Here is a 16,136-nt window from a genome sequence, read left to right as displayed (position 1 = left end):
ATGGATAGCTGGAACAGCTATTTATACCAGCCCCAAGCAAGGGATGAAGGGATAACAGCTTTTTTGAATAAAAAGGAGGAGCAGCACACAGTGAATAAAGATTTAATGATATCAGGCTTCTCAGATGAAATCTCGTCTGATTTTGATACTCAGCTAGAAGTGGTATCAAAGCTAGGCATGCGTTATATTTCATTGCGCGGAATCGATGGGAGGAACATCGGAGAGTTCTCTGTAGATGAAATCAAAGAATCGGTTCTTCCTAGGCTCCAGAAGGCACAGATCGGAGTTTCATCTATTGGCGCGCCAATCGGTAAAGTGTTCGTCAACGATGAAGAGGGCTTTGCAGAGCAAAAGCTTATGCTGGACAGGCTTTGCCAAATAACTAACCTATTAAATTGTAAATATATCCGCATATTCAGTTTCTATATTCCAAAGGGTGAGAATGCAGATCGCTATAAAGATCAAGTAATAAGCAAGTTAAAGGAATATGCCGATATTGCGGGAAAACATAATATCATCTTATTGCATGAGAATGAAAAGGATATATATGGTGATATTGCAAGACGCTGCCATGATATTTTGAAATCGGTTGCTTCTCCTTATTTTAAAGCGATTTTCGATTTTGCTAACTTTGTACAATGCGGGGAGGACACTGCGGAGTGCTACGAATTGCTGAAAGATGAAATTGTTTATATTCACATCAAGGATGCCGTTTCTACGGATAGTCAAAATGTGGTTTGCGGTACAGGGGAAGGTAAAATACCAGAAATTTTAGCTCAGGCTATTGCTAGCGGCTACAAAGGTTTTTTAACGTTAGAGCCGCATTTAGTTTTATTTGATTCATTAAAAGATTTAGAGCTTGAGGATGCGACAGAAATTATTAAGGATAACAAGGGGCTGGATGGAGCGGGCGGGTACAAGCTTCAGTATGAGTCTTTATTGCAAATTCTAGAAACAATTGAAAGTGAGGAGATATAAAATGAAAAATGTGAAAATGGGAATTATCGGATTGGGTGCAGAAGGCGGATTATATGCTGGATTTCTAGCAGACGGAAAAGTTAAGAACATGGTGATCGGGGCTATATGTGATACAGATCCAGAGAAAAGAGCATTGTCTGCAGACAAGTATCCGGATGTTCCTTTCTATGACAACTACATTGATATGCTTGAGAGCGGCGATGTGGACGCAATCGTTACCTGTGTTCCACACTATCTGCACCCGGAAATGGGGATTGAGGCGTTAAAGAGAAATATTCACGCCTTGGTAGAAAAGCCCGCTGGTGTTTACACAAAACAGGTTCAAGAATTAAACGATTTTGCAGCTTCAAAGCCTGAGCTGACCTTTGGAATTTTCTTCAATCAGAGAACGAATCCACTTTATCTAAAGCTGAAAGAGCTCATTGATAGTGGTGAAATCGGTGAGATTCGCCGTACGAACTGGTTGATCACAACATGGTGGAGACCACAGGGCTACTATGAGCAAAGTGCATGGAGAGCAACTTGGGGTGGCGAAGGCGGCGGTGTGCTGGTTAACCAAGCCCCGCATCAATTGGATTTGCTTCAGTGGATTTGCGGTATGCCGAAAGAAGTGTATTCGAATGTGAAATACGGCTACCAAAGAAATATCGCTGTTGAAGATGAAGTAACGGCCATGTTTGACTACGAGAATGGTGCTACTGGTGTATTTATTACTTGTACACATGACGTTTTGGGTACCGACCGTTTGGAAATTTTAGGTGATAAAGGAAAGATCGTTGTTGATGACAGCAAGAAAATAACGATTAAACGTCTTCATAAGTCCGAATCTGAAATGAGCGCTAATATGAGCTGGGCAGATGTAATGAAAATATTTACAGGCCAAGGCCCAGCAGATATTTTCACGGAAGAGGTGCTCGAATTCGAAAGTGTATGGGGTGCTCAGCACATCGCCGTACTGGAAAACTTCGCTGCAAATATCGTAGAAGGTACACCTTTGATCGCTCCTGGCAGCGATGGCATACATGGCGTTAGGCTGGCAAATGCGATTCATCTGTCCAGCTTCTTAGGCAAAAAAGTAGAGATCTCATTTGATGAAGAGCTTTATTTGGCTGAATTAAATAAAAAAATTGAAGAAGAGAGGAACAAATAGTATGAAAAAAGGTAAAATCGGTGTTCAAATGATGATGCTTAAAGGCAAAGTTGAAGAGCTAGGTGTCTATGAGACGATGAAAAAGCTAGATGAGCTTGGTTATCACTGTGTAGAGGTATCACAAATTCCGATGACTGAAGCTAATGTATCTGAATTCAAAAGAGCATGCGCTGATTTCGATATCAAAATCGCCTCTATGTCTGCTGCTTTAGAACCCATGATGCCAGGTATGGCGGGCGAGACACTCACGAATGATTTTGACAAAATAGTAAGTGATTGCAAAACCTTGGATTGCAACTTCTTGCGTATAGGCATGCTTCCGTTCAATTTAATGGGCAGTAAAGATAAAATTATGGAGTTCATCGGAAAAGCTGAAGTTATGGCAGAGAGATTGGATGAGCATGGAATTGAATTATATTATCATAATCACCATATTGAGTTCCAAAAATATGATGGGGAATATTTATTGGATATGATCAAAAACAATACCTCTAAACTCGGTTTTGAGTTAGATGTTCACTGGATTCATAGAGCGGGTGTAAATCCGATTGAGCTTATTAAAGAATACGCTGGCCGTATTTCATTGCTGCATTTAAAAGACTATCGTATTGGTCAATTGAATGTGAACGAACTAGATTTCAAAGACATGGGTAAATTTTTCGAAAAGTTCACCAATCTAATTGAATTTGCCGAAGTAGGCGAGGGCAACCTTGATATGAAAGGCATTATTGAAGCCGGAATTGAGAGCGGTGTACAGTATTTCTTAGTGGAGCAAGACGATTTGTATGGCCGTGATCCATTTGACTGCTTGAAGACCTCTGGGGACAACTTAAGAAAATTGGGCTATGCCGATTGGTTTTAACTCAACTTTCGCAGCCTGAGATTGGCAAGTAAGCCTTGATGTAATTGGGCAAAGCAGAGATCCAGAGCTGTAGTTGACTTTTTATCATAGCGGATAGCTTTTTGCCGACTTGATTAGCGATTTCGTTCATCAATTCCACCAGTTGCTGCAAAGCCACTGCCCAGTCCAAAGAACCGACTTCATCGCAAAGCAAATAAAACAGCCCACCGAGCGTCCGTTGATCGGTACTTTTCCGATGTTGCCAAGCCAGCAGAATATAACGGGAAAAGACAATCGTAGTATGGCTAATGAGCAGATCGTAGGAGCGACCTTGGAACTCTTTTTGCAGGCGCAGCAAGGATTTAGCGCATTTGAAAAAGACTTCGATGTCCCAGCGAAGAGCGTAGATTTGAATGATTTCCGGTGCCGTCAGTGTGAGATCCGTCGACAGAATCGCGAGCCATTCGTTTTTCTTGGAGCGATGGCGAACAAAGACCACGACGACTGGAATACCGGGAACCAGTTCCGTATGAATCTGACGCAAAATATTCCGTTGCTTCCCTTGGACTTGTGTTGCAGATCGGTAAAGACCTTTGAGATCGACCCGTTTGCCCTGAACGAGATATCGCTTGTTGTCGTTTTTCACCATGCCAATGACATGAAGACCTCGTTCCACCACTCGCCCGATTAAGGGCGCATGAGTGAACCAACTGTCCATGAGCACGTAAGACGCAGAAACACCCGAGGCGATGGCCCGATCCAGCAGTTCAGAAACCAGATGCGGGGCCGAAAGCAGAGCTTCTTTCCGGCGTTTGTACCCAGAGGATCGCTTATCGATTCCCGAATGAATACCGGTCAGTCCAGCCTTCACGGAACTGAGAAGGGCGAAGTCCAGAGGGAGAAATGTATGGCCGTCCGACCAGCCTAAAGTCAGCATACGAAACCCCTTATAATAAGCACCGGTGGCGTGATCCTTGAACCGAGCGAGAAGTTCTACCGCTTTGCTGCGATTTCGTTCAAACATGGAATCGTCGACAATGAACACGGAAGTTCGTGTGACGGAGGTCAAGGTTTCGACTCGCTGGACGGTGTCACTGCTGAGAGAAGTCAAGAAACGCCGCCAAGCAAATCCGCTGTGATTAAGAAACCGGTAGACGGCATCTTTGCCAGGAAAGGCTTCACTTTTGGAACTTTCAAGCAGACGAAACCAGTTCTTCTGATGAAAGAGTAGGACAAAAACGAGCATAAATAGATGGGAACAGGTATAGCCAAAAGTCTTTTTGAATCCTGCATTTCTCAGGTGCTTCAGTACACCGAGTTCCTGAAAAGCAGGTCTCATTTCAGGTGGGAGTTGATCTAGGGACGACTTTTGCTTTATCATGGAAGGGACACCTCTTCTGTGGTTTAGTGGATCTCGACAATCTCACTTTATCAAATGAAGCGGTGTTTTTCTATATTAGCAAGATCGTTACTTAAACCAGCTTCACCTTAACACCGGATAGGGGTCAACTCGATTTTGACTCTGCGAAAGTTGAGGTTTTAAGAATAAATATTTTTAGATAAAAGAGCCTTGACAGCACATTATACCAAATACCTATGATCACTTTATTTATGGGGAAAACGGTTGTAATGTGCTGTTTCTGTTCAAGCATGTTGAACAGGCTTTTAAAGAGGGGGCCGAAATCATGCCTTTGGCGGGGAAGTCTTTTTTTAATTCCATTCGCTTCAAATTGATCTTTGGGTTGATCGTGGTAATGCTGCCGGTTCTATCTTTGCTCATTTATAATAATCTTTACTCGATTCAGGTGGTGCGCAATCAGGTGGCACAATCGAATAGCAATTTGCTTGACTTGTATATGGGGCTAATAGATAAAGAATTAACAAATATAGATACCTATTTATTTCAATTCGCTACCAAAGAGACGAGATTGAATTATTTGGAACGCCCTGCGGAGGAGGATTTGGATCGTTATAGTCTGTCAAAGTATCAGTTATTCCGAGAGCTATATGATAACAGCAATCCTTATTATTCGCTTGATTTCTTCTTTGTATATTCCATTGTGAACGAGGATTTATTGCTTGCTCCAAAAAGTTTGGCAACAGAGACTGCTAATACGATGTTAATCAAAAACAGCCTCAACGGTATTTTTCAAGATCAAAATAAAATGCTAAGTTACCCTTATGAATGGTGGTCGAGTTTGAACATTAATGAAAGCGCTTATCTTATACATATTATTAAAACCGGAAATGTCTATATTGGCGCATTGGTAAACTATAAACAAATAATGGAACCACTAGATAAGCTTGATCTTGGAACAACTGGAAAATCACTGCTTGTGGGTGCAAACAACGAGCCTTTGCAAGACGCTGCTTTCTTTGAAGCTAATCAGATTAAGCTGAACTATGAACAAAAGGTCTATCATCTGACAGGGAAAGATGAGAAATATTTGGTTATAGGTGAAAAATCGGACAAAGGGGATTTTAGCCTCCTTGCTGTCTTGCCAGACCGAAGTATTTTGGAAAAACTTCCCTATGCTCAGCGTGTCATAGTAGGCATAGTCAGCGGTGCAGTGTTGATCTTGATGGCTGCTTTGTTTTTGTTAAGAAAAATCATTTTACTTCCTATCAACCGAATTATGGTCGCCATGAGGAAAATTAAAGGAGGTCATTTGGAGGCCCGAATTAAGGATGTTCCCACATCCTATGAATTTCAGCTTATGAATGAAAGCTTCAACAGCATGGTTTCAGAGATTCAAAAATTGAAAATCGATATTTACGAAGAACAATTATTCAATCAGAAAGCTGAGCTTAAACATCTGCAGCTGCAAATTAATCCGCATTTCTATCTTAATTCATTGAATACATTTTATTATCTTGCTGACGACAAAAACTATGTGGTGATGAAGGAGCTTTCTCTTTCTTTAATCGAATATTTTCGCTTCATGTTTCGTAGTCATTCGGATTTTGTTGCGCTTAGAGAGGAGATCAAACATGCCCGAAATTATTTGAGGATTCAAGAATTCAGATTTCCGGGTGGGCTAACTTACGATTTTTCAGTTGACGATTCTCTAATGGATTGTAGCGTTCCGCCCTTAATTGTTCAAACGTTTGTTGAAAACGCTATCAAGCATGCTGTGACCTTAGATGAGCTGGTTCAAATTCATATTACGATCAATTCTGATGAATCCTCCCCGGACCACTAGCATTGCATAAAAATCGTATAGTCTTGTCAAGCGCTTATCCAGGTTACAGTATTAGTAAAAGAAAGGAGACCTATGGTTAGTGAGAATTTTCAGAATATAAAATCATGACAGTTAGTGCCAAAAAGACAAGGGGTGCTGTGATTCAGACAATCCATTATCCACATAATGTTAGATATTTAAATTACCGGATCATATGCCAGTTCGTCCAAGTGATCTTCTTCACCATTCTCGAATTGCTGTAGCGTCTCCGCAAATATGCGCTCATGATCGTAGGTCCGTCGCCCCTTGGATGTTCGGGTGCGGTCCCCGTACCATTTTCGGATCATCGCTATCAAGGGCTCGTCCCAGCAACGTTGCATCAGTTTATAGATGATTAATAAGTTACCCTGGAACGCAATCTTTCGCTTAAGAAGCAGAAGCAGACAATACGTGATGAGTGCAATGCGGATTTGCGTATAGACTGCATTGGCGCTGATACCATAGAACCGCTTAATGTGCAGATGCTGCTTGACCCACTTGAAGAACAACTCGATGTGCCAGCGGCGACGGTAGAGCTCGCCAATCTCGATTGGCTCCATGGTCCTTTCATTCGTGATGATGGTAATGAGATTGCCCTTGCTATCATGTGTTTCGATTAACCGCAGCGTATGCTCCATTTGGTTTACACCAGGCTTGCCTAATCGCACGATGGCTTCTCTTAGAATGGGTCCCTCGGCATTCACAACCTTCTCTTCAAGGACCGTGACGACCGCATTAGCCTTCAAACGAGTGATGAATCGCGTACCATTTTCGCAATACTGGTCGAATAAGTCATAATCGAGATAAGCGCGGTCAAACAGATTCATCGCATCCGGTTCCTGCACGACAAGCTCGTTCATCTCTGTCTTGTCCGAGGCTTTTGCCGGTTTAAGGACGACTTTATCTGGACTTACCATCTGTTCGTGATAGACTACGCGGGTATGCATCTTGATGCCAGCTTTCGTGTTGCGAAATTCTGCCCACCGATGCTTCGTTAGACAGAGAGAGATCGTGGAAGAATCAATCAGATTCAACCGTCCAAGTGCTGCCGTTCCTTTCTGAAAGCCGTATTCCCTGTGAATCTGCTGAATGAGATGGCCAAGTGTCGCATCGAATAGACCTGGATCCAAGTCTCGCAATTTTCGGGAAAGCTGCGAAGCACTGATCGATTCCAATGCCAGTTCTCGTTGCAGCTCTTCACTCATGCGAACGTCCAAACTGATGTCAGCCAAACTCTTGACTTGGCACAACTGTGCAAAGATAAACAACTTACAGAATGTAACGGAATCCAGCTTCTTCGTGTACTTATCCAGTCCAAGTTTTGCAATCTGGTTCAATAAAAATTCTCGATCAAGAGGAATAAGGTATTCCTTAAAAGTGGATTTTGTAGTATCCTTGTCCATGCGATCTCCTTATGAGTAGGGATTTGGACAGGACTGTCTTCTTCCCTAATCATAAGGTTTTTTCTTTGGGTAAAGCCACCTTAATTATTACATATTTAGAACAATTTTCTCATATAGGCTTTTCGGTGATCGCACTTGACAAATCTGATTTTTGTTTATGCAATGCTAGTGTCCCCGGACGAAAGAATGAAAATTCGCATTCAGGATACTGGAAAAGGCTTTTCGAATGAGGTTTTGCGACAGATGCAAGAGAATATTAACCCTATTAATGATTCAGGGGAACATATAGGCATTTGGAACGTCAAACGTAGATTATGGCTGTTATATCAGAATCAAGCGGACATTGCCTTCCATAACGATCATGGCGCTGTGATTGAGATAGGGCTGCCGCTTCGACAAGGGTGAAAGGAAGATGGCATATGCACTCGTTATTAATCGTCGAGGATGAGGTCTATATTGCAAATAAGCTAAAATCAAGTTTGGATTGGAAGGAGCTCGGCATTTCAGACATATTTGTAGTTCATAACATTCGACAGGCTAAGGAGCTGTTTGAGAAATATTTGATTGATATTATGATTTGCGATATCGAAATGCCCCAGGGAAACGGGATCGAACTTCTAGAATGGATCAGGGAGCACAATTTAAAGACAGAGTCCATGTTTTTAACCTGCCATGCTGACTTTGAGTATACAAAAAAGGCCATTCAATTAGGAAGTTTGGATTATTTACTGAAGCCTGTTCAACAGGAAGAGCTAAGGGCTGTCATTTTGAAGGCGCTTAAAAAGATAAACAAGGAGAGGCCGCGAATCATTGAGCACTTCTGGCTGGACTTGATCCATCAAAGCATTCCCTCCAACCCAGAAAAAATTAGGGAAAACATCGCAATACAAAACATTCCATATTCGGAAACGACATCGTTTCTACCCATATTAATCGGCGTTCAGCACTGGGAGAAGAAGCTGTCGATTCGCGAGGAAAATATTATGGAATATGCACTGCGAAAAACAGCGGAGGAGCTCCTGCTCCAAAAAGGAATGAATGGTCAAATCATTCAAGTGAAAAGGGGATATATTTTAGTCGTTATTCCTTTTGTAGAAACATACTCTTTCGCAGAACGCGAGAAGGTGAAAGAGAGCTGCCAGTCCTTCATTCAAGCTTGTAACCAATATTTGTATTGTCAGCTTTCCTGTTACATCGGAGAAACGGTTATCATTCAAGACATGTTAGGCATATATGAAAGGCTAGTTGATTTCCATCATGATAATGTTTCCCTTAACAATCAGGTCTTTTTTTATCAGGAGAAAACGATTGCAGATGAGACCATTCCATTGCCGCAAATGAATGTATGGTCGGAAATGTTGAAATTCGGAAACAAACATAAATTACTTATGGAAACAATGGAGTTTTTAGAATCATGGAAGCAGCTCAAAGGTATCGACGCAAAAAAGCTGCAGCAGTTTTATCAAAGCTTTTTACAAATGCTTCTTTATGCGCTGCAGCAAAAAGGACTGATGGCAGATCGAGTTTTCTCCAATCATTTATCGCCTGATCGGGCATTAATTGCCACTAGGTCAGTGAAGGATCTCCAAATATGGATAAAGGAATTACTCGAAATTGCATTCCTTCATATGTTTGATAATGAATCGAGCCTGTCCGTAGTGGATAAAATCAAAATTTATATTACCTCTCAACTTGATCAAGCTTTATCGCGTCAATACATTGCTGATCATATTGGACTCAGTCCGGATTATATCGTAAAAATATTCAAGAAGGAAACGGGTTTATCCATTTCCGATTATATCGTTCAGGAGAGGATCCGCATTTCAAAGGATCTGCTTACTAAATCAGACTTGCCGATCAGCAGCATTGCTCTCGCAGTGGGCTTTTCCAATTTTGCATATTTTTCAACTATCTTTAAAAAGGAAGTATGCATGACACCCCAGGATTATAGGAAGAAATGCCAATAAATAAACAACGTCCCTATGATAGGGACGTTTTATTTATTTATAACGGAAATTCAAAATTAAAAGGACGATATCTTGGTAGTGGGAAACTACGTTTATATTTATGATTATGACAAGAAGGACAACAAAATATTTTTAACTAGGGGAGATATGAATGAATACACAATCACAAATGCAAGCGCAGCCCAAACAAGCGACTGCTACCGGATTGCGATTCAAATTAAAAGAGTTGAAAAAGTATCGAGCGCTTATGTTGATGGCCATTCCAGGAATGTTATATTTGCTGATCAACAATTATTTGCCCATGTTCGGAGTTGTAATCGCCTTCAAAGATGTTAACTTTGCAAAAGGGATATGGGGAAGTGATTGGATTGGCTTTAAAAACTTTGAGTATTTATTTAAAACGTCGGATGCCTTTATTATTACTCGGAACACCATTCTCTACAACCTCGTCTTTATCATTTTAGGTACCAGCATTTCCATTTCTCTAGCTATTTTGTTAAACGAGATAAAAAATCGTTTTTTATCTCGCTTTAATCAAAGCCTTATTTTGCTCCCGCATTTGATATCCATGGTTATTGTTGGTTATCTGGTGCTCGCGTTTCTGGATGGGAACAGCGGGTTTATGAACAAAACGATTCTTCCTATGTTTGGACTCTCCGAAGTATCTTGGTACAGCGAAACCAAATATTGGCCTTATATTTTAACGATCGTTCATATTTGGAAGGGTGTCGGTTATTCATGTGTGATCTACTTGGCATCCATCATCGGTATTGATTCGGAATATTACGAAGCGGCGACGATTGACGGCGCGAATCGGTGGCAGCAAATTTGGAACATCACGATTCCTTTGATTATTCCGGTTATTACGATTCTGACCTTGCTCTCGATCGGCCGTATCTTCTATTCCGACTTCGGATTGTTTTATCAGGTGCCATTGAATACGGGAGTCCTGATGCCGGTTACCAACACGATTGATACTTACGTGTATCGCGCTTTGATTAATTTAGGTGATATTGGGATGTCATCGGCCGCCGGTATGTATCAAGCAGTCGTTGGGTTTGTGTTAATTATTGTAGCCAACTATGTTGTCAAAAAACGTAATAGCGATAATGCGTTATTTTAGAAAGGGGTAACCGCCATGCCATCCAATAAATTGTATCAGTGGATTATTAATCTCGTGATGTTGGCCTTTAGCGCTTTCTGTATTTTTCCGTTTCTAGTACTCATTTCCGCGTCCTTTACCGATGATATGGAAATTACCCGAAATGGATATTCTTTTATCCCAAAAGATATTAGCTTCGCAGCTTACGGTTATTTGTTAAATGATGCCGCTAACATTGCCCGTGCTTACGGAATCACGATTCTGATTACCCTAATTGGGACTGTGGCAGGACTTATCCTTATCGCGCTGCTTGCCTATCCGTTATCGCGGAAAGAAATGCCTTTCCGAAATGTATTAGCCTTCTACGTGTTTTTTACGATGCTGTTTAATGGTGGACTCGTTCCTACGTATTTGGTCTACACGAATATGTTCGATGTCAAAAATACGATATGGGCTTTGATTATACCTGGGCTATTATTAAATGGCTTTTACGTTATTCTGATGCGAACCTTCTTCTCGACGTCCATTCCTGGCGCCATCATTGAATCGGCATATATCGACGGTGCCAAGGAGCTTAGAATCTTCACCAGCATCGTGCTGCCGCTTTCGACACCCGTGCTTGCAACTATTGGATTGTTTCTAACGATTGGATACTGGAATGATTGGTTTAATGGGTTGATTTATGTGACGGATAAGCAATATTACAGCCTTCAAAACCTGTTGAACCGCATATTGCTGGATGTTCAATTTCTGCAGAACAGCCAAGATGGTATTTCTTCTGAACTGGCTGCCAATATCCCGCTTAAGTCGATGCGAATGGCGATGGCTGCGATCGGAGCCATTCCTATTATTGCGGCATACCCTTTCTTTCAAAAGTATTTTATTAAAGGGATTACAGTCGGAGCAGTCAAGGGCTAAGGCTATAACTGGGTTACACCAGTTTAGTATAAGTAATTAATAAGGGGGCTTATGAATGAAAAGGATTACGAGATGGGGAAAAACACTTTTTGTGCTTGGAATGGGAATGAGCTTAGTTCTTGCGGGCTGCAGCACAAGTAACCAGAATGAAGCAAAAAGCACAAACACAAGTACAAGCACAGACACAAAAACAAAAACACCGGAATTAGAGCCTTATGAAATGGTGGTTGTTATGCCTGGCACTGGTGATCCTAAAGATTTTAAAGAAATTGAAGCTGAAATTAACAAGATCACCAAAGAGAAAATCAATACGACTGTAAAGTTTGTACCGATTAATTTTGGAGCATGGGCGCAGCAAACGACACTTATGCTGTCGGGTAACGAGAAAGTAGACGTCATTATAAGTGGACTCGGTACCTATAGCCAGCAAGTTGCTAAGGGTCAGCTTCTTCCTATTGATGATTATATCGATGAGTATGCACTTGGTGCGAGGAAAGTATTAGACGATATGGATCCACTCTTTATGGATGCTGCTAAGATCAACGGAAAAACTTATGGCATACCGAGTGTTCACGATCTAGCCGCAGACGCTGGATTCACGATTCGTAAAGACTTAGTTGACAAATACAATATTGATCTATCCGCTATTAAGACACTAGATGATCTAGATGCGGTATTCAAAATCATTAAGGAAAATGAGCCGGATATGATCCCAACAACAAAGTATGGAAACACCATGTTTGACGCATTTTTGTTAGGTTCTATCGATAACTTAGGGGATGGGTTCGGTGTGCTTCTCAATGATGATAATGGTTTGAAGGTCGTCAATTGGTTTGAGACCCCTGAATATGAACAACTGTTAAATACGGTAAGAAGATGGTATCTGGCTGGCTACATTGATAAGGATATCGCGACAAGTACGGATACAGCACAAAACATTGTCAAATCAGGTAAAGCAGCTTCGTGGCTGCAGCATATGAAGCCTGGAACGGAGCAGCAGGAAAGCAGAAATAGTGCCAAAGAGATGGTCTCTGTTCATATGAAGCCTGCTATAGCCACAACAAGTAAAATTCAAACATGGCTATGGAGTGTTCCAAATAACGCTAAAAACCCAGAAAGATCCATGATGTTCATTAATCTGTTATTTACAGATAAAGATATCGTTAATTTGTACGATTGGGGTATCGAGGGCAAGCATTATGTAAAAACATCAACGGATAATGTCATCGATTATCCAGCTGGAGTTGATGCGGCGAATACGGGCTATCCCCCAGGTCTTGGTTTTATGTTCGGAAATCAATTCCTGTCCTACGTATGGAAGGGCGATGATCCGGAGCTTTGGACTACAATGGGGAATTTCAATAAAGAAGCAATTAAATCAAAAGCACTGGGATTCACCTTTAACGCAGAATCCGTGAAGACGGAAATCGCGGCCGTGACGAATGTAGCGAATCAATTCAAAATAGCGTTGGAAACGGGAACAATCGATCCTGCGAAAAATCTGCCGGAATTTAATAAACAGCTCAAGGCAGCGGGGATTGAAAAGATTATCGCAGAGAAGCAGAAACAGTTGGATGAATGGGCTAAACAGTAATAATAAAATAGACAGTGAGGAGCAAATTATTATGAAAAATGTAAGATTGGGAATTATCGGTTTGGGAGCAGAAGGCGGATATTACGCTGGATTTTTGGCAGATGGAAAAGTTGAAAATATGGTTATAGGGGCTATTTGTGACATTGATCCAGCTAAAAAATTGTTGTCTGCAGAAAAGTATCCAGACATTCCTTTCTATGATAACTATATAGAAATGCTAGAAAGCGGTGACGTTGACGCAATCGTTACCTGTGTACCGCACTATCTACACCCAGAGATGGGAATAGAGGCATTAAAGAGAAGTATCCATGCCTTGGTAGAAAAACCAGCGGGCGTTTATACGAAACAGGTTCAAGAATTAAACGATTTTGCAGCAACAAAACCTGAGCTGACCTTTGCTATTTTCTTCAATCAGAGAACGAATCCACTCTATCAAAAACTCAAAGAACTGATTGATAGCGGTGAAATCGGTGCAATCCGCCGGACTAACTGGTTGATTACAACCTGGTGGAGACCGCAGGGCTACTACGATCAAAGTGAGTGGAGAGCAACCTGGGGAGGCGAAGGAGGCGGTGTACTTGTTAACCAAGCACCCCATCAGTTAGATTTGCTTCAGTGGATTTGCGGTATGCCGAAGAAAGTATACGCCAATGTGAAATACGGCTACCAAAGAAAGATCGCTGTTGAAGATGAAGTAACCGCAATGTTTGACTACGAGAATGGTGCTACTGGTGTATTTGTTACCTGTACACATGATGTTCTGGGTACGGATCGTTTTGAAATTTTAGGAGACAAAGGTAAGATCGTTGTTGATGGCAGCAAGAAGATTACCATCAAACGGCTTGCAAAACCCGAGTCTGAAATGAGCAGCACCATGAGCATGCAGGATGTTATGAAAATTTTCATGGGTCAAAGTGATTCTAATATTTTCAGCGAAGAAGTGCTTGAATTTGAAAATGCCTGGGGTGTACAGCATATATCCGTTATGGAGAATTTTGCTGCAAATATTATAGATGGGACACCTTTAATAGCACCTGGCAGTGATGGCATACATCCTGGATTCCCGCCAACTCATAACGAGGATGGCGGTTCGATCCCCAAACTGAAGTAGATTTCCTTCTGTTTCTCAAGAATTTCTCCCACACGCAGTTCTTCTCCTGGCGTTTCAAAGCATTCAATGACATCGAGCTTATCCAGAACACCCTGCATCGTATAGGTTTTAAACAGACCGACATCCTGCATTTTCTTTTTGATGTACGAAAGATAGATGAGTGCCACAAATTCAACAAATAGCTTGCCGTCCAGACTTTGTTCGGAAGAAACCAACGTTCGACGCATATTGAGGCGTTCCTTTAAATTGCCGAAGGCTTTCTCGACCACGTCCTTGTTCCGATATAATTCAAGCGCAGTGACGGCATCCATCGTTTCATTGGTCACCAGAGCGAAATAACCGTAGTAACGCTTGGCTTTGGCAACCACTTCCTCCTTGACCGTCACACGAGCTCCACGTTTGGGTGTGGTTTTTACCTCAAAGTATTTCTTGTATTGCGACTCATGCTCCGGAATAGGGCGGCCTGATTCGAGTTCCTTCAGCAACCCGATTAACTTGCGATCAAAGGCTTTTTCATCTTCGGCGGCTTTATCGATGTTGTAGTAATAATGAATGTACAGGCGCCTGGGTTCGGTGATCGTATCGCCTTTGTAAGGACGATGCTCGGTATAGTTCCACTCTGTCTGAACGGTGTGGCAGTAGAGTTCGTATTTCTCATTGTAGTGCTCAAAGCTGCGAAATCGATCATAAATGCCGTCCAATTCATGGCGGATGAAAGACAGTGACATCTTGGCGGAGATCAGAAACTTCAAGTGTGATTTGAACAGCGCATTGATGTTAGCTTCGCTATAAAATCCACGATCCATAACCAGCTTCACTTTAGAAAAACCGAGCGTAGCGAAATCGGCCAGCAGGTTGGTGAGCGTCTTGGCATCCGGGATGTTTCCGGCCAGCTTGCGGTAATAAAACGGCAGATTAGAGGTTTCGCCAAACACAAGCGCCAGATTCAGTTGTGCCAGCGGATCGCCTTCTTTATTCCGACCGTATTGCACCTGGCGCAGCCCTTCGGAATAGCTGGAAATGGACGTAATGTCGTAAGCCCAATATTCCTTGTCCGTGCGGCGTTTTCCTTGCAGTCGGAAGAATCGGCTTTTCGCCTCCTCTGTAATGGAGGCGAAGATGTCACTGCTGCGCTGTGAAGAAATGTTTTTGCCGTAAGGATGCTTATGTAGGAGATCAAATTTCTCGAAGCGGTAAAGCGGATTGTTGTCCTCCAGAATCAGGTAATAGACGATAGATAGAATCTGCTGAGCCAGTTCCGGAAAGCACTGCTTCAGATCTTGAACGATACCGAGATTTTCCCCAATGGCATCGAAAAGATAAGTCGCCCCATAAAACTTTCTGGCCATTTGTGTGGACGGAACGGGACCGCGTTTTGTAGCGGTAGAAATGGATTGTTCCTTCCGCCCTCTACCGTCAGTCGGGACGATTTCCCCCGAATGGGGATCGACACGTCCAATGAGCGTGCGCTTTGCACGAGATTGCTTCTTTTCTTTGTCCCAATACGAAACAGATTCGTAGGCATAAGTAATACCGGAACGGTTGTCCTTTTGGTAGACGATAGTCGCCAATTTCCCTCACCTCGTTATGTATTAGTATAACACATAACGAGGTTTGTGGCAAGAAAAAAACACCAAAAAATCAGTGTTTGTAAGGGTTTCTGTCGTTTTTTATTATGGGATCGTTATGTTTCGGCGGGAATCCAGGATACATGGCGTTAGACTGGCAAATGCGATTCATCTATCCAGCTTCTTAGGTAAAGAAGTAGAAATCCCATTTGATGAAGAGCTGTATTTGGCCGAACTAAATAAAAAGATTGAAGAAGAGAAACGGATTCCTGCCAAATCATAA

Annotated in this window: 14 protein-coding genes; 11 read left to right on the top strand and 3 right to left on the bottom strand. The window is 42.0% G+C overall.

Features of this window, described 5'->3' with window-relative positions; genetic code table 11:
• The first annotated feature begins 90 nt into the window (after positions 1-90).
• Genes MHI37_RS18680 through MHI37_RS18670 form a run of 3 tightly spaced genes read left to right on the top strand, consistent with a single transcriptional unit; the run spans position 91 to position 2,990 of the window.
• Positions 91-978, top strand: coding sequence for a sugar phosphate isomerase/epimerase family protein (locus MHI37_RS18680; protein WP_218638964.1), 888 nt, complete (start codon positions 91-93; stop codon positions 976-978).
• Between the two features lies 1 nt (position 979).
• Positions 980-2,128, top strand: a complete 1,149-nt coding sequence (locus tag MHI37_RS18675; RefSeq protein ID WP_076340167.1) for a Gfo/Idh/MocA family oxidoreductase — start codon at positions 980-982, stop codon at positions 2,126-2,128.
• Position 2,129: 1 nt separating this feature from the next.
• The gene (locus tag MHI37_RS18670; protein ID WP_076340166.1) at positions 2,130-2,990 is read left to right on the top strand and encodes a sugar phosphate isomerase/epimerase; all 861 of its coding nucleotides are present in this window, start codon (positions 2,130-2,132) and stop codon (positions 2,988-2,990) included.
• A gap of 1 nt (position 2,991) precedes the next feature.
• Here MHI37_RS18670 and MHI37_RS18665 read toward each other — a convergent pair whose 3' ends face one another.
• On the bottom strand, positions 2,992-4,350 hold the full coding sequence (locus tag MHI37_RS18665; RefSeq protein ID WP_342556498.1) for a transposase: 1,359 nt from the start codon (positions 4,348-4,350) through the stop codon (positions 2,992-2,994).
• A 304-nt stretch (positions 4,351-4,654) separates the two neighbouring features.
• Here MHI37_RS18665 and MHI37_RS18660 point away from each other — a divergent pair, with 304 nt between their 5' ends.
• Positions 4,655-6,172, top strand: coding sequence for a histidine kinase (locus MHI37_RS18660; protein ID WP_076340172.1), 1,518 nt, complete (start codon positions 4,655-4,657; stop codon positions 6,170-6,172).
• Between the two features lie 176 nt (positions 6,173-6,348).
• Here MHI37_RS18660 and MHI37_RS18655 read toward each other — a convergent pair whose 3' ends face one another.
• Positions 6,349-7,593 carry an IS4 family transposase gene (locus tag MHI37_RS18655; protein ID WP_076340182.1) on the bottom strand — a complete coding sequence of 415 codons (1,245 nt, stop codon included), beginning with the start codon at positions 7,591-7,593 and terminating at the stop codon, positions 6,349-6,351.
• 186 nt (positions 7,594-7,779) lie between these two features.
• Here MHI37_RS18655 and MHI37_RS18650 point away from each other — a divergent pair, with 186 nt between their 5' ends.
• From MHI37_RS18650 to MHI37_RS18625, 6 genes are all read left to right on the top strand, one after another.
• Positions 7,780-7,998 carry a hypothetical protein gene (locus tag MHI37_RS18650; RefSeq protein WP_342556497.1) on the top strand — a complete coding sequence of 73 codons (219 nt, stop codon included), beginning with the start codon at positions 7,780-7,782 and terminating at the stop codon, positions 7,996-7,998.
• A gap of 14 nt (positions 7,999-8,012) precedes the next feature.
• Complete coding sequence (locus MHI37_RS18645) at positions 8,013-9,560, top strand: response regulator (RefSeq protein WP_076340121.1); 1,548 nt, start codon at positions 8,013-8,015, stop codon at positions 9,558-9,560.
• 169 nt (positions 9,561-9,729) lie between these two features.
• The gene (locus MHI37_RS18640) at positions 9,730-10,683 is read left to right on the top strand and encodes an ABC transporter permease subunit (protein WP_076340125.1); all 954 of its coding nucleotides are present in this window, start codon (positions 9,730-9,732) and stop codon (positions 10,681-10,683) included.
• Between the two features lie 15 nt (positions 10,684-10,698).
• Positions 10,699-11,580 carry a carbohydrate ABC transporter permease gene (locus tag MHI37_RS18635; RefSeq protein WP_076340122.1) on the top strand — a complete coding sequence of 294 codons (882 nt, stop codon included), beginning with the start codon at positions 10,699-10,701 and terminating at the stop codon, positions 11,578-11,580.
• A 55-nt stretch (positions 11,581-11,635) separates the two neighbouring features.
• Entirely contained in the window at positions 11,636-13,174 is a 1,539-nt protein-coding gene (locus MHI37_RS18630; RefSeq protein WP_076340123.1) for an ABC transporter substrate-binding protein, read from the top strand.
• Between the two features lie 31 nt (positions 13,175-13,205).
• Positions 13,206-14,285: a Gfo/Idh/MocA family oxidoreductase gene (locus MHI37_RS18625; RefSeq protein ID WP_076340124.1), complete on the top strand. Its 1,080-nt coding sequence runs from the start codon at positions 13,206-13,208 to the stop codon at positions 14,283-14,285.
• On the opposite strand, the gene MHI37_RS18620 is transcribed toward MHI37_RS18625, so the two are convergent.
• Positions 14,246-15,856, bottom strand: a complete 1,611-nt coding sequence (locus tag MHI37_RS18620; RefSeq protein ID WP_076340174.1) for an IS1634 family transposase — start codon at positions 15,854-15,856, stop codon at positions 14,246-14,248. The two genes, MHI37_RS18625 and MHI37_RS18620, sit on opposite strands and share 40 nt — an antisense overlap.
• 115 nt (positions 15,857-15,971) lie before the next feature.
• On the opposite strand from MHI37_RS18620, the gene MHI37_RS18615 reads away from it, so the two are divergent.
• Complete coding sequence (locus MHI37_RS18615) at positions 15,972-16,136, top strand: hypothetical protein (RefSeq protein ID WP_342556496.1); 165 nt, start codon at positions 15,972-15,974, stop codon at positions 16,134-16,136.

The organism is Paenibacillus sp. FSL H8-0548, assembly GCF_038630985.1.
In the GTDB taxonomy this organism is placed as follows: Bacteria; Bacillota; Bacilli; order Paenibacillales; family Paenibacillaceae; genus Pristimantibacillus.
This window is presented reverse-complemented; position numbering and strand designations above follow the sequence as displayed.